This window comes from Paenibacillus sp. FSL W7-1088 (assembly GCF_037969855.1).
Taxonomy (GTDB): domain Bacteria; phylum Bacillota; class Bacilli; order Paenibacillales; family Paenibacillaceae; genus Paenibacillus.
In genome coordinates, this window is record NZ_CP150216.1 from 5,113,325 (window position 1) to 5,135,169 (window position 21,845).

Genomic DNA, 21,845 nt, shown 5'->3' on the forward strand with positions numbered 1-21,845 from the left:
CCTCATCCTCCTAGATTATCTATTCCTTCTATTATAAAAGGTCACTACAATGTGATCACTTGGTGTTGTCCACGGAATTCGTTCTGACTTTCAATCAGTTGTCCGATCCACTCGGTTCCATAACGGTTCAGGTAAAAGAGTACGTTATGTACTCGTTCCTGTGGTTTGTTCATGGGAAAGAGTGAGTTTTGCATCCCGTTCCAGTGTCTTAGACTCACATTGTGTTTATCTTTAATGGCTTTGTGGGTCTGCTGTTGCAGATATTGCATCTGTGCGCTGATCTTGCCTACATTGGTATCTCCAATTCGGTCCAGACCAGGGTGGATCTCTGCAATCTGATCAAGCAATGGACGATATAGATCGGCAAATGCTTGCTGAACGCGCTCGAACTGTTCATCGACCTGGAAGGTCTCCTGCTGTGCCAGCCATTGTTCCTTCTTTTCTTCCATATGATATTGAACGTCCTGGAAAGAAAGACCGTACTGCACCATATGTTTGTGATGAACATCTTCCATGATGGTAAAGGACAGACGTGGAAGCAAGATAGGCATCTGCAGCCCGAAACGGCCAAACGCTTCACGCGTCAATCCCCAATACGCGATTTCACCTTGACCCAAAATAACAGCCGCTACAGGTAAAATGGAATCCTGCATTAATGGCCTGGTCAATACATTGTTACTAAACCGCTCGGGATGTTCAGCCAGTTCCTGAAGCAGTCGCTCTTCTGTAAATGAAACCAGACCTTTACGGTCGCTGTACAAGCCGTCTTTCAACATCAGAAGCAATCGTGCCCCTTCATGTATGTAAAACAGATTGGCCCCATCTTCTGCAACTTCAGCAGGCATGGCATATCCGGCTTGTTTCAATGCGGAGGCCCCCTGTGCATAGGCTTGGCGTAATGTCCCATTTTCACGAATCAAGCGTTCAAATACAGGCTGCTCTAGTCTGCGCAAGTCTGGATCCGCAGCATCCAACAGAATAAGTCCACTGCTGCCAAATAACGCTGAGATAAACCGAGCAAACGCATCACTCAGGTTCGAACTCGCCTGATGGATTTCCGTAACCAGCTTCATCAAACCTGGTTTGTGCACCGTATCCGGTAACAGATGTTCCACCTGCTCCAGCACAGTCATCCAATGCTCTGTTTCCACATGGACATTACTCACAGAATCCCTGCCTGCAAACCGCCCTTGTAACTTGATCTTCGTCATATCACCGCTGGCGTCAGGCAAATATGTGTGGTTGACTTCATCCCAGTCATGGTCTTCACCTGCAATCCAAAAAACGGGAACGACCGGCCGTTGTAGCCTGTTCTCCGCTTCCCGCGCAGCTGCAACTACACTTGCTGCTTTGTAAATTACAAACAACGGACCTGTAAGCAGGCCGCTTTGCTGTCCTCCCGTAACAACCAACGCATCCTGTTCCGCGAGACGTGTGATGGATTCATGGACTGCACCATGATCGTTCACACGTTTATTATATATACGTAGATACTCTGCCAGACGTTGACGAGGAATACGTGTGTTCTCCGATTGGTCCAGCCACTCGGCACGCGCATGAAGCCCCGATTCCCAGCGAATGTCATACTCGTAAAGGCCACGCGCAGCATCCCTTGAACAGACATAGTCTTCTGCAAGTCGCGTTCCGCTGCGGAGTGCCTCGGTAATACCTTTCATGAGGTCTGCCTCCTATTCTGCTTCAAAGAGCCTTTCTTGATTGTACCGAATGAGAGCCCTCTTCGTCAAAAGAAAGTGCATCAAAAAATAAAAAACCGCCGAACAAAGTCGGCGGTTTGATATTCATGGATAAGTCCAAATGAAATTTGTACTTTTTATACGTAAGGTTCTGCAACCCAGTGACCTTTGGATACCTCAATCAATTGAGCGTTCTGCAGGTTGTATGGATCATTTACAGGACCACCAGATCCATTCTTAAGTGCTTGTTCTTCTGGAAGCAAAATGCGACGTTTGCTCGCTTCTACTTCCGGATCAGGTACAGGGATCGCAGACAGCAATGTTTTGGTGTAAGGGTGAATCGGATTCGCATAAAGTTCTTCACTTTCTGCCAACTCCACCACTTTACCCATGTACATTACAGCTACACGGTCACTGATATGTTTAACCATGGACAAGTCATGCGCAATGAACAGGTATGTCAGACCGAGGCGTTGCTGAAGTTCTTCAAGCAAATTAACGACCTGAGCCTGAATGGACACGTCCAATGCAGACAACGGCTCATCACAGATGATGAATTTAGGGTCTACGGCCAATGCACGGGCAATCCCGATCCGTTGTCTTTGACCACCTGAGAATTCATGTGGATAACGGAGTGCATGGCTAGGATTCAGGCCTACAAGATCCAGCAGTTCTTCAACGCGTCTCTTCCGCTCTGCCTTACTCGATGCCAGACCGTGAATATCAAGAGATTCACCGATGATATCCATAACGTTGAAACGTGGGTTCAAAGATGCATAAGGATCCTGGAAAATCATCTGCATATCTTTACGCATTTCTTTCATCTTGCGCGGAGACAGCTTGTAGATGTCAGTTCCATTAAAGTTAACATTTCCGCCTGTTGGCTCATAAAGGCGCAGAATTGTACGGCCCGTTGTGGATTTACCACATCCAGACTCCCCTACAACTCCAAGTGTTTCGCCTTCAAAAATATCAAAGCTAACATCATTAACCGCTTTGAGAATATTCCCTTTGCCCAAATTGAAGTATTGTTTGAGGTTCTTCACTTGAACCAGCGGCTTGTTGGCACCTTTGATAATACCAACTGGAGTAGGCTTTTCTTTTTTAGGCTCGTCCAGACGAGGAAGAGCATTCAGCAATTTAATTGTGTATGGATGTTGAGGATTACTGAAGATTTCAGCAGTTGTTCCTGTTTCGACAACTTCGCCTTCCTTCATAACGACAACACGATCACACATTCCTGCGACTACTCCAAGGTCATGTGTGATAAGCATGATCGAAGTTCCAAGTTTTTGTTGCATGTCCTTCATAACATCCAGGATTTGTGCCTGAATCGTTACGTCGAGTGCAGTTGTTGGTTCATCCGCAATCAGAAGGGATGGACGACATGCCAAGGCAATCGCAATCATAGCACGCTGGCGCATACCACCGGAAAATTGGTGCGGATAATGGTTCATACGCACTTCCGCATTTTTGATGCCTACAAGTTCGAGCATTTCCAATGCGCTTTTTTCAGCGTCTTTTTTGGACATATTCTGATGCTTGCGCAGTACCTCGGTAATTTGCTTACCAATTTTGATGGTAGGATTCAAAGAAGTCATTGGATCCTGGAAGATCATGCCGATATCTTTACCACGGATGGCTTCCATCTGTTTATCTGTCTTATTCAGCAGGTCCTGCCCGTGAAAAGTAATTTCTCCGCTTTTGACCTTCGAAGGCGGGGAGGGAATCAATTTCATGATGGTTTGGGCAGTAACACTCTTACCACTACCGGATTCACCTACGATCCCCAGCGTCTCTCCTTTGCCAAGTTCAAAACTCACATTTTTAACGGCATCAAACTCACCAGAACGCGTCGTAAATGACACACTCAGGTCTTTGACTGTTAAAATCGGCTCCATAATCCCACCTCCTATTTCTATTTACGTAATTTCGGATCAAGCGCGTCGCGCAAACCGTCACCAAGCAAGTTAAATGCAAGCATTGTCATAACCATCAAACCTGCAGGGAACCACATCCGCCAAGGATACAGCGTCCAGCCTGTAAGTGCATCATTGATCATAGATCCAAGAGAGGACTTAGGTGCAGATACACCCAATCCGAGGAAGCTCAAAAATGCTTCTGCGAAGATCGCATTTGGGATGGACAACGTCAATGTAACGAGAATTGGTCCGACAGCATTTGGCAACAAATGACGGAACAGTTGACGTCCAGTGCTTGCGCCCATCGAACGAGCAGCAAGGATAAAGTCTCTGTTTTTGAGCTGCATAATCTCACCACGCACAATCCAAGACATACTGATCCAGCCTGTGATGGTAAGTGCAATGATAATCGTTGTCAGACTTGGCTCCAATACAACCAGCAACAAGATAACAACGAGCATGTAAGGCAGGGAGTACAGGATCTCAGAGAACTTGTTCATGATGCCATCAACACGTCCACCGTAGAAGCCCATAATGGCTCCATAAATGACCCCGATAACAAGGTCAATCAAAGCAGCCGCCAAACCTACAGTAAGAGACACACGTGCACCTACCCAGGTTCTTACCCATACATCGCGACCCAGTTCATCTGTTCCAAACCAGTGTTCTGCACTCGGTGCAGCATTGGCATTCAACAAATCATTGGAATAATAATTATAGCTTGAGAACAACGAAGTTGGACCAATCATAGAGAAAATGACAACAAGGACTAGAACAGCCAAACTAATCATAGCGGCCTTGTTGGTTGCAAGTCTGTACATAGCGTCTTTGAATAGCGATACACTCTCTTGCGATTTCAACGCTGCCTGACTATCCAGGCCTGTGTTCGCCGTTTCATTATTGTTGTTATTCGTGCCAGACAACGTTATGCCCCCTTCCGGCTTTCTAGCTTAATTCTAGGATCAATCAACACGTAAGCAATATCTGTCAGGAAACGCGCAAGCATCAAGAGAATACCATAGAAGATTGTAATTCCCATGATCATCGTGTAATCACGATTCGTAATACTCTCTACGAACACTTTACCAATTCCACCAATGTTAAAGATTTGCTCAATAACAACGGAACCTGTGATAATATTTGCTGTCATCGGACCAACATAAGTAACAACTGGCAAAATACCGTTCCGTAAAACGTGTCTAAACATAATAGCAGGCCATTTTAAACCTTTGGCCTTGGCTGTCTTGATGTAATCGGCATGCAATACTTCCAACATGCTTGAACGCGTCAAACGAGCGATAAAGGCAATTGGCGATGCCGACAGTGCTGCAACCGGAAGCACATAGTCGAGTGGGCCATCGAAGCCCATAACGTTAAACCAGCCGAGTTTGAATGCAAAAACATACTGCACCAGGGATGCGAGCAAGAAACTTGGTACAGCAATCCCGATAACAGCGAGGATCATCGTAATATCATCAATCAGCTTGCGATGGTAAACTGCGGCAATAAGCCCTAACAACACACCAACAACAATTGAGATAATAATCGCAAAGATACCTAACTTCAGCGATGCTGTAAACGTTTGAGTGATCATACCGGTTACATCCTGATTCAGGTATTTCATAGAAACCCCGAAATCACCCTGAATGATTCCACCCATATACTTCAGGTATTGTTCATACATCGGTTTGTCCAAACCATACTTCACTTCCAAAAGTGCCCGGATTTCAGGTGATACTTTTTTCTCGGATGTAAAAGGGTCACCCGGAATGGCCTTCATCAGGAAGAAGGTTGCTGATGCGAGTATGAAAAGCGATAGCAGCATAAATAGCAGTTTTTTCAGCACGTACTTAACCAACCCTTGCACACCTCCACAAACAATATTTTGTATACAAATCGATTGTAGAATTAGACAAGAATAATGTCCAATCCATTTATCGGAAATTTCAAGAATTATAAGGAAAATCGGTGCACATACAAAAAAATCGGGATATATATGGAATTCCACATATATATCCCGAAGTAATCATATAGACTTCAGAACAACTTATTTCTCTTCCAGATATGCACGAGTGAAGTCAATCGCTCCACTGAAATCAAGTTGTACGCCTTTCAGGTAAGGCTTAGTCAAAGATACATTAGTGTAGTAATAGATTGGCATTACTGCCATTTCATCTTGAATCAGGACTTTCTCTGCATCAGCAAAAGCAGCCATACGTGTAGCAGGATCAGCCGATTTTACAGTTTCTTTAACATCTTTGTCAAACTGTTCGTTGCTGAATTTAGCATCGTTGTTTGTGTTGCCTGTTGTCCACATTTCCAAGAAGTTGTACGGATCGTTGTAGTCCGCAGACCAACCTGCACGAGCCACTTGGAAGTTTTGGTTTTGACGGTTCTCAAGGAATACGCCCCACTCTTGGTTTTCCGTTTTCACGTCAACACCAAGGTTTTTCTTCCACATATCAGCAACAGCAAGAGCGATTTTCGCGTGACCGTCACTAGTGTTATAGATCAATGTTACTGCAGGCAATGTTGTGTAGCCTTCTTCTTTCATACCTTCAGCAAGCAATTTCTTAGCTTCTTCTACGTTTTCAGTGAAGTAGTCATCTTTGTGCTCATCACGGAATTCGCCGTTTTCACCGCGGATACCTGGAGGTACAAAGCCGAAAGCTGGAATTTGTCCACCTTGTGTTACTTTGTCAACAATCAATTGACGTTCAATAGCCATTGCAAAAGCTTTACGGATTTTAACGTTGTTAAATGGAGCTTCATTAACGTTGAACTGGTAGTAGTACGTACTAGCAATACCAGTAGCTTTAAACTCGTCCGGCAATTCCGCTTTTACAGAAGGAATTTGGTCGGAAGGAATTTCACCGTTAGGTGCGCCTGTGTAGTCCAATTGTCCTGATTTGTAAGCTTGCAGTTCAGAAGCACTGCTGTTTGTCAGGGACATGTTGATTTCAGACAATTTGATATCGGAAGCTGCATGGTAGCCTTCGTTTTTCTTCACGACGATTTTTTGACCTTTAGCGTATTGATCCATTGTGAATGGTCCGTTAACGATCATGTTTTTGTAGTCTGTGAAGAATTTGTCATTCGTGTCAGCAGACTTGTGTACTGGGTAGTACGTGTAGAATGCTGTCAGACCCAAGAAGTAAGGTGTTGGGTTTTCCAACGTTACTTCCAGCGTGTGCTCATCAGTAGCTTTAACACCTACTTGAGAGAAGTCTGTGATTTTAGTACCTTTATATGTTTCGTCTTTGCTCAGGTTGTAACCCTCAGCACCTTTGATGTAATACAATTGGTAAGCATATGGAGAAGCTGTTTCCGGTTTCAACGCACGTTCCCAAGAACGTACAAAGTCTTCGGCAGTGATTGCATCACCGTTGCTCCATTTTGCATCCGGGTTCAGGTTGAAAACATATTTCAAACCATCTTCGGAGATTGTCCAGTCTTTAGCAACGCCTGGAGCTTCTTTACCATCAGCGTCGATACGCACAAGACCTTCATACAAGAATTTCAGAACAGTGTTGGTTTGGCTGTCTTTTGCTTGAGCCGGGTCTAACGTAGGAGGTTCAGCTGACAGGTTAATTTTCAGGACTTGATCTTTAGCAAGACCATTTCCTTCGGTTGCAGAACCAGTATCGGTGTTACCTGTGCCTTCGTTTTTCGATCCGCACGCTGCAAGTACGGTACCGAACGCCAAAATCAGCGTCAAAAGGACTAATAGACTTTTCCTTTTCATCTAACACTTTCCCCCTAAATTGATGTGGTATATGTTTATAGATTATACAACCACCGGTCAAAAAAATCTACATTACTTTTTCAGAAAGTAATGTTTTTTTCAGTTTTCGACAAAATCGACACATTTTTTAGCCTTTTTGCGTTATGTATCCTCACATCTGTTTCATGAAGTATCTAAATAATCCAAATATAGTAAACAAAACATACCCAAAACTCATTATGACAAAAGCCATGCGCCAAACGGCCCGGAACATTCTACCCCCATCGACCTTACCTTTGAGCCTATTTTGTGCTCCTCCGATGAATCCAAGCGCTATTAGTATGAGTATAAGTGTTAAATAAAATCCAAAATTCGAATCAAATGTTAAGTTGAATAACGCCGATACTGAGAAAATAAGAAATAAGGTTGTTACATCCATCGCCGAACTCAACGCCACACGCTTATCTTTCTTCCATCCGTACATGATCCAATACACAAGAATAAACGGAAAGAACGGCAGTATGCTCAGTACAATAAAAAATCCCATTAACTCACTCCTTCCGGTTGCATACCTTCAATCAGATGAAGCAGTACTTCATGCGTCGGAGCAAACAGGCCACACCGACACGCCATACTTACGATTTGCCCGTTAATGGATTGCACCTCCGTTTGTTGTCCATGCAAAACATCCGACAGCATGGAGGATGTATTCGAGGCTGTAGAACGACAGACGGAGAGAATTTGTTCCCATACATCCCCATCAATAAGTATTCCGCTGCCTTCATATACTGCCAATGCCTCATCATACAGCTGACGCATGAACCTAATTCGCTCTTCCCTTGTGATTAACTCACCGTTAGGAATACGCCATATTGCGGTAAGAGGGTTAATAACAGCATTGATTAACAACTTCCTATAAATCAGCTTATCGATTTCATTCGACACTGTACAGCCAAATCCTGCCTGCTGCAAAAGCCCCTGTAAACGAATGGGTTCATTTTGATCCATCGGCGTTAGAGATGAGATACGTACATCTGCACTTTTGCCCAACCAGGTCTCTCCTATACCCGCACGGATGACTCCATCTTGCTGACGTTTCGCCCCTTCTGTCGTTATGACGCTATATACATTGGAATGCGGCATATTGGATTGCACATAATCCAGATGTCCAACCCCATTTTGGAAACATGCGATGTTCATCACTCGCGCCTCCAATGGACCAAGTTCACGTATAACATCCTGTATCGCTGTCTGTTTCACCATTAATAGTAGCCAATCTCCAGGCGAGTGTTCCCACACTCGGGTTAACTCCGTAATCGGTTTTACCTGGATATGCTCAGATGATATCTGGATGGTTTTCTCTCGTTCAATGACCTTAAATCCTTCTAAACTCAGTTTATTTGCCTGCTCAGCTGTTCTGGTCCAAAATCGAACCTCGTTGCCTGCGTCCTGAAGCTTTCCTCCATACAAAAGACCCAGTGACCCTGATCCTACAACGTCAATGATCATGCTGCATCCCTACCTCTACTCCAATAGTTGCTTTTACTTATAATAGAACAAAAACGGCAAACAAAAAACCCGTCATACCCGCCGTTATGTAACGGAGGTGTGACGGGCCCTTATCTAATGCTTAACATCAAACACATTTTGTTATTCAATTCGTTCCAGATTCCCGTTGGCGTCCATTTTGAATCTCGTTTTGAGTTCCTCTTCTTCTTCTGTCAGAAATGCGAGTCTGCGAGCACGATCCATAATCTGAATCAAAGCTTTATAATCGTCGTTTACAACACGATAATCGGTCTGTACTTCATTTACTTCCTTAGACAGACGATCATTCTCGCAACGCAGTTCATGAAGTTCATCCTCTTTTTCACGAAGCTCTTTCTCAAGCATTTTAAGCTGGCGACCATTTTCCTGTACAGTTCCCTTCCATTGCCGCAAGAATCGTATAACTGCATCAATGGATAGAGAGTCTTCCGAAATCCCATCCGCTTTGTACAAATTCTCTTCTGTATCCAGTGTGGACAAAGCTGCTACCTGTGGTCCGAGCAAAGCCGGTTGTTTGCGGAGATAACTTCGTTTTTGTCGTTGAGCCTTAGCATTGCTAATAGCAGACTCATACTTCTTACGTACACAGCTGTTCCAGCGAAAACCGCAAGCGGCAGAAGTTCTGCCTATTTTTTCGCCAACCTCTTCAAAAGCGGCCAGTTGTGTACTTCCTTCCCGAATATGACGCAAAGTAACCTCAGCCAAAATCAAATCGTCCTCTGTACTCCAAGCATCCTGTCTCACTGCAGTCATGCTATAATACCCTCCTAACAACATCCTAAAATAACCGTCCGCATAACCGATTTCCCGGTATGTGAATTAGGTATAAAAGCTGCTTCATTCATTCTTATGCCTCTCATAGAGTTCATAGAATTGATTTCATACTAAAATGTATTTCCACATTTATGAGTACTCATACGTTACATATGCAAAACAAACCATACTTTAACTCTTTTTAGCCAAAAAAAAAGAATTCGCTTTCATATCCAATTTTGTTTACACCTTTTTCCTTTCCCGGTATAATGTTGTGTAGACAATCTATGATCGTACATAGGAGAGGAGGACTTACCGTGGCGCGCATGTTTCGGGTACTCGGGTTCTTCACGCTAGCGATTGGCCTGATGGCTTTTGCAGGAGACCTGGTCGAAATGGCTTTGCTTTTTTTCCTGCAGACTGCGTTTTTTGTCATTTTGGGATATTTGAAATTTACGGAACGTACGTACATATTGCTCTTCTGGGGTTATATGATCGTGACATTCACAGGGTTCAGCTACTGGACCGTATTCCAAATGGATTTGCCGCTCTAATCCGCCAGCAGCATCAAAGCGATCCGGCTAATGTCGGATTGCTTTTTTGTCGTTTTCAGATTAAATGACTATTCTTTGTGTTATGTAACCACTACGGATATTTCACGTATCTATTTCATATATTGTCTGGAAGAGCTAAACCCGTTCGCATTGTATGTACATATTACACATGGAAAGGAGAATGATGGGTGAAACGTCGATACGGCATTCCCGGCTTCATCGTATGCATTATATTTTTGATCCAGCTACCTTGGACTTATGCCTATGGAGAGCCTTCCTCTGAGGAAACACGCGAAATACTGCAACAGAGCCTATCCATCGTCGAAATCGATCATGAAATCGAACGTATTGCAGATAGACAAAAACAGCTGGACGAACAGCGTCAGACGTTATCCATTCAGCTCCAGGAACAGGAAGACCAGATACATACTCAGCAAGACCGTGCGGGTGCAGTTGTAAGATCCTACTATATCGGAGAGCGTGATAGCCTCTTGATGACGGTACTGGGAGCAAGATCCATTAAGGACCTGTTCATTCTATACGATTACTATCAGATCATTATTGGCAGGGATCAGGCTGTGCTGGACAAGTATCAGGATCGATATCGCAACATGCAGCAAACGTCTGCCCAGATTAACCAAACCTCTGCAGAACTGTCTGAACTTAAAAACAATCTTCAAAATCAACGTGAACGAGTACTTGCATTACAGAAAGAAGTTGACGGAAAAGTAGCTGCCAGCGGGGATGCTGCAGCCATGCAGAAACTGATGGATGAGTTGACCATCTATTGGGAGAACATCGGCATATACGAGGTCAAGCGATATTTCAAAGCATTGGCATCAGCCATGCAGAATCTGCCGCAATTTATCCAGGAACAAAACGGCGGCATCTCCACGACCGGAACAACGTATACCATTCAAATTGGACAAGATGAGCTAAATACGTTCCTACGATCGCAGAATCCGATCTTTAAAGACTTCGCCTTTCAGTTCGACAAAGATCGAATTACCGCCTCAGGGCAGCGTGATCAGTTGCAATTAAGCATTGAAGGTCATTATACGGTCGAGAATGAACCTCAGAATTCAATTCGATTTCATGTCGATAAACTTGTGTTTAATCAGTTAGAACTACCTGATACCACACGTCGTATGCTGGAACGAGAATTCGATCTCGGATTTTACCCACAGAAAATTCTGTCGTTTGTCAAAGCCACAGAGGTATCCACAACTGAAGGCATACTTGAAGTAAAGCTCGCCATTTCATTCTGACGAGCTTTGCAAGGCAATAATGCTTTTGACGTACTGATTAGCCGTGATCTCTCCGACGAGAAGTTGTTGGATCTTCTTTTGAAAGGCAGGAGCTAGTATAGGACTTTCAGTCATTACAGTCTGTGAAGATTCTGCTGGGAACCAGGATTTTACATCCGTCGTATCATATTTCGTTATTAGTTTCTGTGACTCAAGATCTAGTTCCTGTTGCTTTGCTGGTAAGTAGTTAGCCTGTTGGTACCATTCCGTTTGCACAGAAGAGGAAGTCATTCCTTCAATCCAGCGGCTGGCCTCTTCCGCCTCAAGTGAGCCAGCTGCGATAACAAGACTTCTTGATCTTAGAGGTTCCAACGCACTGAAAGCTATCTTCTCCGATGAATCCTGTTCACCTTCCACACCTTGATTTACGCTCAACAAACTTGACAGCAACGTTACTGCCATAGGAGCCTCCGTTTGTTCACCAGAAGCAGAAATCGTCGGATTCATTGATTCGGCCGTAATATGCGATTGAATCTGATCCAGCAGCTGTATAATCTGTTGATACGCCTCCGTTTGCGAAGAAGTTTGCGCTTTCTTAATTTTACTCGGGGACATGCCTGGCTCAAACTGATTCAACCACGCACTTACCGCTTGCAGGTCATTTAAGTTTATACTTAATAAATCCGTTCCGTCTTGCTTTGCTTGTTGTACAAGTTTGACCCACTGCTCCTTATTTTCGGGTAAACCTGCCAAACCGGCTTTGTCCAGGAATGGGGAACGAGCTGCGAGTACATAAGCGTCAAAATCAAACGGCATACCCCATTGGTAACCATTCCACTCTGTCAATTCCCGCAAGCCAACCACCGTTCCTCCTAACGACTTGGACAGCGTTGTACCGTTTAACGGATACAGATGTCCTTTTTTGGCATGATATTGAACTTCCGCACTATCCAGAAGAATAATATCGCCGCTCTCCCCTACCGAAAATTTATTATCAAGCACTCGCTTATATGTATCCGGCTCCAAATTCCGAAGACTGATTTCCACATGTTGAGAAGTCGCTACTTCATTGGCCATTTTTTTAAACGATTTAAAGTCTGCCTCTGACATCGAGACTACAATCTCTAAAGGGGCATGTTGGTCCTCGCTGCGTGATGACGTGTTGGGAAATGCATCTTTTTCCTGGTCTCGCTCCTGATTATGCTGTGAACCTCTAAAATCAAAGCTGGGAGACAGAATCGTTAACGAAAGCAGCAGTACTGCGAACAAAATAACCTGGTGTCCACGCTTCATTAACTTCCCCTCCTTGCTCACCTAATTTTTTCCTGCAACACTCATTGTAACAAATAAGTAGTGCTCTTGTCCTATCCTGCCAAAAAACAGTTTTCTGATATTTTGCATACCTCGAGCATATCGAGTTCTGTGCAATAACTGATTTTTATTTTTTCAGCAAAAAAAACCGGCTCGAAGAGCCGGTTCAATAGAAACATTTTCCGGGAAATAACTTCCCGTTTCCTTACAATAAATCCGCCGCAAGCTGCGCCAGCTTGGAACGTTCTCCTTTTTCCAGCATAATGTGTCCGCTGATTCCCTCTTGCTTGAATCGCTCCACAATATACGTCAAACCATTACTTGCTGAATCCAGATAAGGATGGTCTATTTGCTCAGGGTCACCCATCAAAATAATTTTGCTGCCTTCACCAACCCTCGATACAATGGTCTTCACTTCATGACGTGACAGGTTCTGTGCTTCATCGATAATGATAAACTGTCCTGGTATAGACCGACCACGAATATATGTGAGTGCCTCCACCTGAATACTGCCAAGTCCCATCAAAATTTTATCAATGTCGCCTGCTTTTTTGGTATCAAACAAAAATTCCAAGTTATCATAAATCGGTTGCATCCATGGTCTCAGCTTTTCTTCTTTCTCTCCAGGAAGATAACCGATATCTTTCCCCATCGGAACAACCGGACGGGCGATCAATAATTTTTTGTACTTATGATCATCCTCGACTTTCAGCAACCCCGCAGCAAGAGCCAACAAGGTTTTGCCCGTACCTGCCTTTCCTGTAATCGTGACAAGTGGAATGTCATCATTCAGGAGCAGTTCTAGGGCCATCCGCTGTTGCGCGTTACGTGCACTGATGCCCCATACATTATCATTACTCAGAAAAAGTGGCTCCAGCTTTGTTCCCTCTGTGTTTACTTTGAGCAAAGCCGATTTATTGGTTCCCATCTCATCCTTGAGAATTACAAATTCATTCGGGTAAAGCGAATAAGACAACTGTAACGGTTTGATCGGTAAAAAGCGATATGTGTAAAACTCATCAATGACCGAAGGATGAACCTTAAGGGCAGTATAGCCTGGATATAATTCACTGAGACCTGCCGTGCGATCTGACAAGTAATCCTGTGTGAAAAGACCAAGTACATCCGCTTTGATACGAACAAGCACATCCTTGCTGACCAGAACCACCTGGCGCTCAACAACCTCTTTCTCATTTTCCTCAATCTGATAATTCAGGGCGACGGCCAAAATCCGATTATCGTTAGACACTTCTCCAAACATTTCCTGTACTTTCACAAAACTGCGGTGATTCAGTTCCACTTTCAGATTGCCTCCGTTAGCCAAGGGGACGCCACTGTGCAGATGTCCCAGTTCACGCAACCCATCAAGAAGTCTGGATACGTTACGGGCATTACGACCAATTTCATCAGCATTTCTTTTTTTGGAGTCGATCTCCTCCAGTACAACCGCGGGAATGATTACCTCATGTTCCTCAAAGGCAAATATGGCATTGGGGTCATGCAGAAGCACGTTCGTATCCAATACAAAAATCTTTTTCATTCAATCCCCTCCAAAGCGGCGTCGTTAAAGGCATGGATAAGTGTGATCTTTCAGCAGCGGCATGGACAATCATGCTCCCATACATAAATGTATTCGACTAGGACAAAATAATTGTCAACCATTCTGAAAAACTCCAGGAAAGGATGAACATTTATGAAATATTGGGTTTGCACGCTGCTTCTGATCTTTATACTTACAGGCTGCAACAGTTCTACACGTAATGCCTCACAGCAGCAAGGTCAGCATGCCAAGGGTTACGGAGGAAATGTTACAACTCAGCAAGATCAACGGAAAGGATCTCACATGCTCAATACTCAGGAAGATCGGTTGCACCCTTCTGCTGTGGACCATCTGACCGAAAATACGGGTGAGGTTCATGAGAAAAACGTCACGGACAACACCAAGGCGGCTCGGATGCCAAACGAAAAAAGGGTCACCCACCTCAAAACACTTGCCAAGCAAGTGGAAGGTGTCAAAGATGCCAACTGTGTCATTCTTGGCAATACAGCCGTAGTTGGCATTGATGTTGACGGTGAACTGGAACGCGCACGAGTAGGTACAATTAAATACTCTGTGGCCGAAGCCCTCCGCAAAGATCCGGAAGGTGTAGATTCCATTGTTACCGCAGATGCTGATGTCACTGAACGCATTAAGGAAATTGGCGAGCATATTCGTCAAGGTCATCCAATATCCGGTTTCGCTTCAGAACTCGCTGACATGGTGGGCCGAATCATTCCCCAACTCCCGAAAGATGTCAAAGTCCGTCAAAATCCGGATGAACATCTAAAACGTGAACAACAAATGCAGCAACTGCATTCTTCAGACAAAAGACAACAAAAAGCCCAGTGATCTCTCACTAGGCTTTTTTCATTGCAGTAAAAACCTGCTCATCTAATTTCTCAGCAGCACGCTGATCATATATTTTGACAAATTGAGGCATAGAGGACAATTGGGCTCCATAAAAAAGGGCGTTTCTCACCGCTTCAATGGAAATGTCGAAACAGCACATGTTAAACGGAACATCCTGTAACGGATTTTGTCGTACGGAAGCACGTCCGTTTACCGCATACACCATCTCTTCTCCAAAAATGGTGACGGTAATGACCGGATTCTCAATCATATTGTTCACGAGACGCGAACGATGATCAATCGCCACACGAAGAGTAGAAGCATTCTCCGCATAAATCCAGGAGATTGCTGTGGATGTCGGACCTCCAGATTCAATGTCCACGGTGCTTAAGAGCACAAAAGTTTCATTCTTGAATTGCTGTAAAAGAGATTCAGTCAATTGTGTGACGGCTTCGGACATCCAACCAGCCCCCTAATCTTCTTTATGCAATTCTTGATTCGTTGTTGATGTTATTATAGCATACCATCAAACTCGCTTCCAATCCAAAAGAATGAATGTTATTCAGCTGTCGGAGATGCTGTTACTTTACCTGATAGTGTATCCTTCAACGCCTGTTTGGCATTAGCCAATTCCGTTTCGTTGATATATACATATGGACTTCTCCACTCTCCGGTTACAGGTGTGTAGTGCACATCCGATTTGGAAATATTCCAGTAGGTTGAAATGAAGTTCTTCATTTGCTCCGATTCCACGTCTGTTGTCATGTTCTTGTCAACAGCACCAATCACTTTACCAATCTTCGTGACGCCTCCCAGTGATTTCAACTGATCCAACATAGAATTCAACACTTGATTCTGACGTTTATTTCGGTCAAAGTCGTTGGATTCATCTGTCTTCGGCTTACAGTTCGATTTACGGTAACGAACAAAATCAAGTGCTTCTTTGCCATCCAAATGCTGTGCACCAGCCACCAGATTAATATCCGTGCCATCGGCCGTATCTTTGTAACACATGTTTTTATCCACTGTCACATCCACGCCACCTACAGCATTGACCGCATCCCGGAATGCCTGGAAATTCAGGACAGTCGTATAATTGATATCCACATCCAGATACTTGCTCATCATTTCTTTCATTTGATCCTCTGCATTTTTGCCAGAGGTTTTTTCCTGTGCTTTAAATTTAGGATAATAAGAATTCAATTTATTCGCTTTATATCCATCCAGCTGAATACGCGTGTCCCGAGGTAAAGATACAATGGTTGCCGTCTTGGTCTCCGGATTCAGAGAAGCTACCATAACCACATCCGAGAGATACGTACCTGTTTCCGGACGATTATCCGTACCTAACAGCAACATCGTAATGGGTTTGGTTTTGGCAGACATTCCAGGAGGAACCGGTTTATCAATGCCCGTATCCGCTACCTGATTATAGACCCAATAGAGATATCCGCCGCCTACCAAAATTGCAATAACCAATAAACTTAAAACCAGTCTGCCAAAGGTTCGCATCCGTTTCTTCTTCTTTGGTTGCTTGCCTTTGCCGTTCTTCGATCCAGAAGCGCCGGATTGAGTCGGTGCCTGTCTCCGTGGAGGCAGTCCGTTCGAATTCGAGTTCATATCTTCAACACCTTTATCACATCTGTTTTGGCCCATATATAAGACAACCGCTTTCCCTAAGGAAAACGGATGGTCTAAACTATACAGAATTTATGAGTTTCGAGCGGCAGCTTCCGCTTTTTTCTTTTGACGACCTTCGATAAAATAGCGCACTCTCACTAACAGCATCAAACCAACTGCGACCAGCAAACATTGAATAATGGGCAGCTTGTCGATTTGAAAAACAAGAAGCATGAATGTGCCCATCGCCATCAAGATATAGAGAACGATTTCCTTACCAAGCGGCAATTTCTGACGTACCCGAAACACCTTGTTATAAACGTAAGTAATCAATACAAAGATGACGATGTAGGCTACGATCGGGTTTGATGCGAACCATGCTTGCATGCACAGCCAGCTCCTTTCGTGTTCATGCTAGATATAAGTTAACCGGTTGATGGAACCATGCCAACAACATTAATTACAAAACTCTGCATGTGACCGTTTCGGATTCGGATCGTTCTTTCGGTCGCTGTTATCTCCAGATTTTTTTGATCCATTTACTCAATGGTAAAATCCGGGGATAAAGGCGAACGCTTCGCTCCTACAGAATCGATTCCGTATCCTCCACTACTTTAGCGGGTTGTAATCGACGTCGATGGTGTATATGTGTCCCCTCAAACGTTAACTTATATCATTTATTTTGTTGTTATGATTAGGCTTTGGAAGCCATTTTGCGTTGTTTTTCCGCACGTTCACGCTCGGATTTATTCAGGATCTTCTTACGAAGACGAATAGATTTCGGTGTGATCTCACAATATTCATCTTCATTCAGGTATTCAAGCGCCTGTTCCAACGAGAAGATAATCGGAGTTTTAATTTTAACCGTATCATCTTTACCAGAAGAACGAACGTTAGTCAGTTGTTTTTCTTTGCAGATGTTAACAACGATATCATTGTCACGTGTATGTTCACCAACAATCATACCTTCGTAGATTTCAGTACCCGGCTCCAAGAAGAGAGTACCACGATCCTCAACGCCCATCATTCCATAGAACGTAGATGTACCCGTTTCAGTTGAGATCAGTACACCTTGGTGACGTCCACCCACTTGACCGGATACTACTGGAGCGTAGCTGTCAAATGCATGGTTCATCACACCGTAACCACGAGTCAATGTCAGGAAGTTTGTGCTATATCCGATCAAACCACGTGCTGGAATCAGGAACTCCAGACGAACTTGACCACTACCTGTGTTGACCATGTTAACCATCTCTGCTTTACGTGCGCCCAGGCTCTCCATTACGGAACCCATGCTTTCTTCAGGGATATCAATCAACAAGCGCTCAAGAGGTTCCATTTTCTTACCGTCAACTTCTTTAACGATAACTTCCGGTTTGGATACTTGAAGCTCATATCCTTCACGACGCATATTCTCAATCAGGATACCCAAGTGAAGCTCACCACGTCCGGAAACGACAAATGCATCCGGGCTTTCCGTTTCGTCAACACGAAGGGAAACGTCTGTTTCCAATTCTTTTAACAAACGCTCACGAAGTTTACGGGAAGTTACCCATTTACCTTCACGACCTGCGAATGGACTGTTGTTCACGAGGAACGTCATTTGCAGGGTAGGCTCGTCAATTTTCAAAACTGGAAGTGCTTCTGGATTGTTAGGGTCGGCAATGGTTTCACCAATGTTGATGTCCTTGATCCCTGCAATGGCAACGATGTCGCCTGCTCCTGCTTCTTCTGTCTCAATACGTTTGAGCCCCTGGAAACCGAACAGTTTCTCGATACGTGCAGTTTTGCTCTTACCATCACGCATAATAACCGTTACCGATTGTCCTTGACGGATCACACCGCGGTTAACACGACCAATGGCAATACGGCCAAGGTATTCATTGTAGTCCATCAAAGTAACGAGGAATTGAAGTGGCTCTTCAACATTCTCTGTTGGGTGAGGGATATGACTAACGATCGTATCGTAGATCGCCATCATGTTGTCATCCTGTTTAGCAGGATCACTTTCCATGCTGGATGTTCCGTTCAATGCGGAAGCATATACAACAGGGAATTCAAGTTGTTCATCGTTGGCACCCAGTTCAATGAACAGGTCCAGTACTTCATCAATAACCTCAGTCGGACGAGCCGCTGGACGGTCAATTTTGTTTACCACAACGATTGGTGTCAGGTTGTGCTCCAGTGCTTTACGAAGTACGAATTTCGTTTGTGGCATACAGCCTTCATAAGCATCAACAACGAGCAATACGCCGTCAACCATTTTCATGATACGTTCCACTTCACCACCGAAGTCGGCGTGTCCTGGTGTATCCACAATGTTAATCAGGTAATCTTTATAGGTAATAGCTGTGTTTTTAGCCAGAATCGTAATACCGCGTTCACGCTCCAAATCGTTGGAGTCCATTGCGCGCTCCTGTACCGTTTCGTGATCACGGAAAGTACCGGATTGCTGGAGCAACTTGTCGACGAGCGTTGTTTTCCCGTGGTCGACGTGGGCAATAATCGCAATATTGCGAATGTGTTCTCTTGAATGCATGGTTTGTATCCATATCCTTTCCAATTTCAATTCTTATCTACTAAACTTCCCGCAAATTCGCAGGTTACTCACCCAAAATAAGCGTCGGTGATATCCCGACGCATCCTATATCCCTTATATTATAGTTGATCATAGGTAAAAATCAAGATATTTCGCTTGAAAGACCAATGGGAATGTTACCAGCCTCTCCCTTGACGTCCTCGGCCAAACAGCAACCATATCCCGCCTACAATCAAAATTACCGCCAGCACATAGATAATACCGGTGTGAAGCATTGTAAATCCGAACAAAATAATTGAAAGGATTCCCACGCCCAATGCAACCGGAAGTACCACTGCAGGTCTTCGATGATCAGCCAGTGCATATTCAAGCAAACCAACGGCAATTCCAAGCAAAAAAGCAGGCCACAGGTTGCTCATCAATCCGCTGCCCCATGTGTTCGTGATTCCAAACAACAGACCATAGACGGTTAACGTACCTGCTGGAACGAGTGACCATGATGGCGTAAGCCTTGCATAATATAATGCATGAAGAGCAATACCAGGCAACAAGATGAGCAAAGGCCAGAAGTGCCGGCCAATAAAGCCAAACACACCAAGTTTGCCGAGTAAAATTATTAAACCTGCAACAAAAATAAATATTCCGATTGCTTTTTCATTTCTCATCCTCATCTACAATCACCTCTTATAACATTTGGCTATGTACCCGCAAGCTAAAATGATAAACAATTCCATGATGACTGACTGTTCCCAGCCTTTTTCTAGTGTAGCCGATGTGTATGCAAAAAACTACACCTTATGTCGTACTTTGCCTCTCTCCATTATCCTGTATTACCCTAAACTGATCGGTCTATGACTTATTCAAGTTCGCCCATACCTCTAGAACAAATAAACACAGCAAAAAAACTGCCCCAAAAGAGCAGTTCGCCAGAACAATTTATATTTCCGTTTGTTCAAATCAATTTACACGTTTCGACGAACGAACTTATGCGCTCCTCCAATCGCGATTACAAGACAAGCCATAGCTGCAGGCAGCAAGGTATGCGCCTCAGCTGCCAAGCCGCCAAGCCACTGTCCCAGCTTCGGATCATTCATCACCATCTCACCTGCTGTGAAGGCCAAAATACCTGAACCGGCAAATACCAGAATCGGAAACCGCTTCAACAAACCGACAATTAATCCGCTGCCCCACACCACAATCGGAATACTTATGGCAATTCCGATGACCGTGAGCGCCAAGTCCCCATCCGCCAGAGCAGCAATTGCGAGAACATTATCCAGACTCATGACAAAGTCAGCAATCAAAATCGTTTGGATCGCTTTCCAGGTCGTGGACGCTTTACGAATATGTACTTCATCTTCATTCTGAAGCAGCAGCTTAACAGCAATCCATAGCAACAGCAGACCGCCAGCCGCCTGAATAAAAGGAATCCCCAACAGCAGCACAGCTGCAAAGGTTAACAAGCAGCGCAAAACAACAGCGCCGAAAGCCCCCCACCATACTGCCTGCTTGCGCTGTCTCGCAGGCAAATCCTTACTTGCAAGTGCGATAACAACCGCATTATCTCCACTCAGAACCAGATTGATCATTAATATTTCGGTCAACAGCCATAGCGTATCCATGCTTCTCATCCCCCCACTCTAACTTGTATGTCAAAGTTGTCCATGCTATTCTTAAACGTTGAACAAGCTTTCTCAGGTTTGGATATATAGAAGGAGTGACATCGTATGGAGTTGTTTAGCCCCGCTTTTTGGCTAGCGTTGTTGAACGTTGTATTTATTGATCTAATTCTGGCTGGCGATAATGCCATCGTGATTGGTCTTGCAGCTCGAAATTTGCACCCTTCTGTGCAGAAAAGGGCGATTCTTTACGGAACAGGCGGCGCACTTTTGATTCGCATTGTAGCCACCGTGATTGTGCTCTGGCTGCTTAAAGTGCCTTGGCTGCTCCTTGTTGGGGGATTACTCCTAATTTGGATTGCGTACAAGCTATTGGCAGATCAAGGGGAAGAACATTCCGATATCAAGGCTGGCAGTTCTCTCTGGGTAGCTGTGCGTACAATTGTTATCGCAGATGCTGCCATGGGACTGGATAACGTCATCGCCGTTGCCGGTGCATCACAGCAGCACTTGGTACTTGTTATACTCGGACTGCTGATCAGTGTGCCTATTATCGTTTGGGGCAGTACGTTGTTTATCAAGTTAATTAATCATTTCCCTTGGATCATTTATCTGGGAGCTATCGTGCTAGGGTATACGGCTTCCAATATGATTACAGAGGAACACCGTCTCGTGCCTTTCTTCACTGAGCATCCTGCACTGAGAATCTTATTTATCGTTCTCGTTACTGGTGGTGTCGTATTTGCGGGATATCGCAAACGTGCAAGCAGCAATAAACCAGGTGGAGAGCGTCAGCACTCCTATTCCTAAGCTTTAATTAAGTGAAATCCCCATCAGCCACAACTATAAAAAAGGACTGACCGATAACTACATCGGCCAGTCCTTTTTCTTCATGAAGATAACATAGTCCTTATTATGTTATTCA

20 protein-coding genes are annotated in these 21,845 nt (G+C 44.3%); 4 read left to right on the forward strand and 16 right to left on the reverse strand.

Translation table 11 applies throughout. The features are described from left to right. Positions 1–44 precede the first annotated feature (44 nt). The 8 genes from bshC to MKY42_RS23130 form a co-directional block, all read right to left on the reverse strand. Positions 45–1,676 (reverse strand): bacillithiol biosynthesis cysteine-adding enzyme BshC, encoded by a 1,632-nt coding sequence (gene bshC, locus MKY42_RS23095; RefSeq protein ID WP_090901519.1) that lies wholly within the window; start codon positions 1,674–1,676, stop codon positions 45–47. A 155-nt stretch (positions 1,677–1,831) separates the two neighbouring features. Continuing rightward, entirely contained in the window at positions 1,832–3,595 is a 1,764-nt protein-coding gene (locus MKY42_RS23100; protein WP_090901523.1) for an ABC transporter ATP-binding protein, read from the reverse strand. Positions 3,596–3,612: 17 nt separating this feature from the next. Then, the gene (locus tag MKY42_RS23105; RefSeq protein ID WP_082704287.1) at positions 3,613–4,539 is read right to left on the reverse strand and encodes an ABC transporter permease; all 927 of its coding nucleotides are present in this window, start codon (positions 4,537–4,539) and stop codon (positions 3,613–3,615) included. 2 nt (positions 4,540–4,541) lie between these two features. Beyond that, complete coding sequence (locus tag MKY42_RS23110) at positions 4,542–5,474, reverse strand: ABC transporter permease (RefSeq protein WP_090901526.1); 933 nt, start codon at positions 5,472–5,474, stop codon at positions 4,542–4,544. Between the two features lie 189 nt (positions 5,475–5,663). Then, positions 5,664–7,361 (reverse strand): peptide ABC transporter substrate-binding protein, encoded by a 1,698-nt coding sequence (locus MKY42_RS23115; protein ID WP_090901528.1) that lies wholly within the window; start codon positions 7,359–7,361, stop codon positions 5,664–5,666. A 151-nt stretch (positions 7,362–7,512) separates the two neighbouring features. Further along, positions 7,513–7,887: a DUF3397 domain-containing protein gene (locus tag MKY42_RS23120; protein ID WP_090901531.1), complete on the reverse strand. Its 375-nt coding sequence runs from the start codon at positions 7,885–7,887 to the stop codon at positions 7,513–7,515. Then, positions 7,887–8,849: a 2-dehydropantoate 2-reductase gene (locus MKY42_RS23125; protein ID WP_090901535.1), complete on the reverse strand. Its 963-nt coding sequence runs from the start codon at positions 8,847–8,849 to the stop codon at positions 7,887–7,889. Before MKY42_RS23125 ends, MKY42_RS23120 begins: the two co-directional genes overlap by 1 nt. Before the next feature lie 141 nt (positions 8,850–8,990). Continuing rightward, the gene (locus tag MKY42_RS23130) at positions 8,991–9,641 is read right to left on the reverse strand and encodes an RsfA family transcriptional regulator (protein ID WP_063567002.1); all 651 of its coding nucleotides are present in this window, start codon (positions 9,639–9,641) and stop codon (positions 8,991–8,993) included. Positions 9,642–9,958: 317 nt separating this feature from the next. On the opposite strand from MKY42_RS23130, the gene MKY42_RS23135 reads away from it, so the two are divergent. Both MKY42_RS23135 and MKY42_RS23140 read left to right on the forward strand, forming a co-directional pair. After that, on the forward strand, positions 9,959–10,195 hold the full coding sequence (locus MKY42_RS23135; protein ID WP_053781237.1) for a DUF2626 domain-containing protein: 237 nt from the start codon (positions 9,959–9,961) through the stop codon (positions 10,193–10,195). A 188-nt stretch (positions 10,196–10,383) separates the two neighbouring features. Further along, positions 10,384–11,463, forward strand: coding sequence for a hypothetical protein (locus MKY42_RS23140; RefSeq protein WP_090901538.1), 1,080 nt, complete (start codon positions 10,384–10,386; stop codon positions 11,461–11,463). On the opposite strand, the gene MKY42_RS23145 is transcribed toward MKY42_RS23140, so the two are convergent. Both MKY42_RS23145 and MKY42_RS23150 read right to left on the reverse strand, forming a co-directional pair. Continuing rightward, positions 11,455–12,735, reverse strand: a complete 1,281-nt coding sequence (locus MKY42_RS23145; RefSeq protein ID WP_090901541.1) for an ABC transporter substrate-binding protein — start codon at positions 12,733–12,735, stop codon at positions 11,455–11,457. The two genes, MKY42_RS23140 and MKY42_RS23145, sit on opposite strands and share 9 nt — an antisense overlap. A 223-nt stretch (positions 12,736–12,958) precedes the next feature. Next, positions 12,959–14,293 (reverse strand): PhoH family protein, encoded by a 1,335-nt coding sequence (locus MKY42_RS23150; RefSeq protein ID WP_024628438.1) that lies wholly within the window; start codon positions 14,291–14,293, stop codon positions 12,959–12,961. A gap of 153 nt (positions 14,294–14,446) precedes the next feature. On the opposite strand from MKY42_RS23150, the gene MKY42_RS23155 reads away from it, so the two are divergent. Then, on the forward strand, positions 14,447–15,142 hold the full coding sequence (locus MKY42_RS23155; RefSeq protein WP_090901544.1) for a YhcN/YlaJ family sporulation lipoprotein: 696 nt from the start codon (positions 14,447–14,449) through the stop codon (positions 15,140–15,142). Positions 15,143–15,149: 7 nt separating this feature from the next. Here the strand turns inward: MKY42_RS23155 and MKY42_RS23160 are convergent, their stop codons facing one another. The 6 genes from MKY42_RS23160 to MKY42_RS23185 all read right to left on the reverse strand — a co-directional run bounded on the left by MKY42_RS23160 (position 15,150) and on the right by MKY42_RS23185 (position 20,923). Then, positions 15,150–15,602 carry a pyridoxamine 5'-phosphate oxidase family protein gene (locus MKY42_RS23160; protein WP_339844983.1) on the reverse strand — a complete coding sequence of 151 codons (453 nt, stop codon included), beginning with the start codon at positions 15,600–15,602 and terminating at the stop codon, positions 15,150–15,152. 98 nt (positions 15,603–15,700) lie between these two features. Further along, positions 15,701–16,762 (reverse strand): LCP family protein, encoded by a 1,062-nt coding sequence (locus MKY42_RS23165; protein WP_339844985.1) that lies wholly within the window; start codon positions 16,760–16,762, stop codon positions 15,701–15,703. Positions 16,763–16,852: 90 nt separating this feature from the next. Continuing rightward, entirely contained in the window at positions 16,853–17,149 is a 297-nt protein-coding gene (locus tag MKY42_RS23170; RefSeq protein ID WP_053781242.1) for a YlaH-like family protein, read from the reverse strand. A gap of 307 nt (positions 17,150–17,456) precedes the next feature. Further along, positions 17,457–19,301 carry a translational GTPase TypA gene (gene typA, locus MKY42_RS23175; RefSeq protein ID WP_090901554.1) on the reverse strand — a complete coding sequence of 615 codons (1,845 nt, stop codon included), beginning with the start codon at positions 19,299–19,301 and terminating at the stop codon, positions 17,457–17,459. A gap of 176 nt (positions 19,302–19,477) precedes the next feature. Next, positions 19,478–19,972 carry a hypothetical protein gene (locus MKY42_RS23180; RefSeq protein ID WP_090901557.1) on the reverse strand — a complete coding sequence of 165 codons (495 nt, stop codon included), beginning with the start codon at positions 19,970–19,972 and terminating at the stop codon, positions 19,478–19,480. A 291-nt stretch (positions 19,973–20,263) separates the two neighbouring features. Next, on the reverse strand, positions 20,264–20,923 hold the full coding sequence (locus MKY42_RS23185) for a TerC family protein (protein ID WP_090901560.1): 660 nt from the start codon (positions 20,921–20,923) through the stop codon (positions 20,264–20,266). Between the two features lie 105 nt (positions 20,924–21,028). On the opposite strand from MKY42_RS23185, the gene MKY42_RS23190 reads away from it, so the two are divergent. Continuing rightward, positions 21,029–21,730 (forward strand): TerC family protein, encoded by a 702-nt coding sequence (locus tag MKY42_RS23190; protein WP_339844989.1) that lies wholly within the window; start codon positions 21,029–21,031, stop codon positions 21,728–21,730. Positions 21,731–21,845 lie beyond the last annotated feature (115 nt).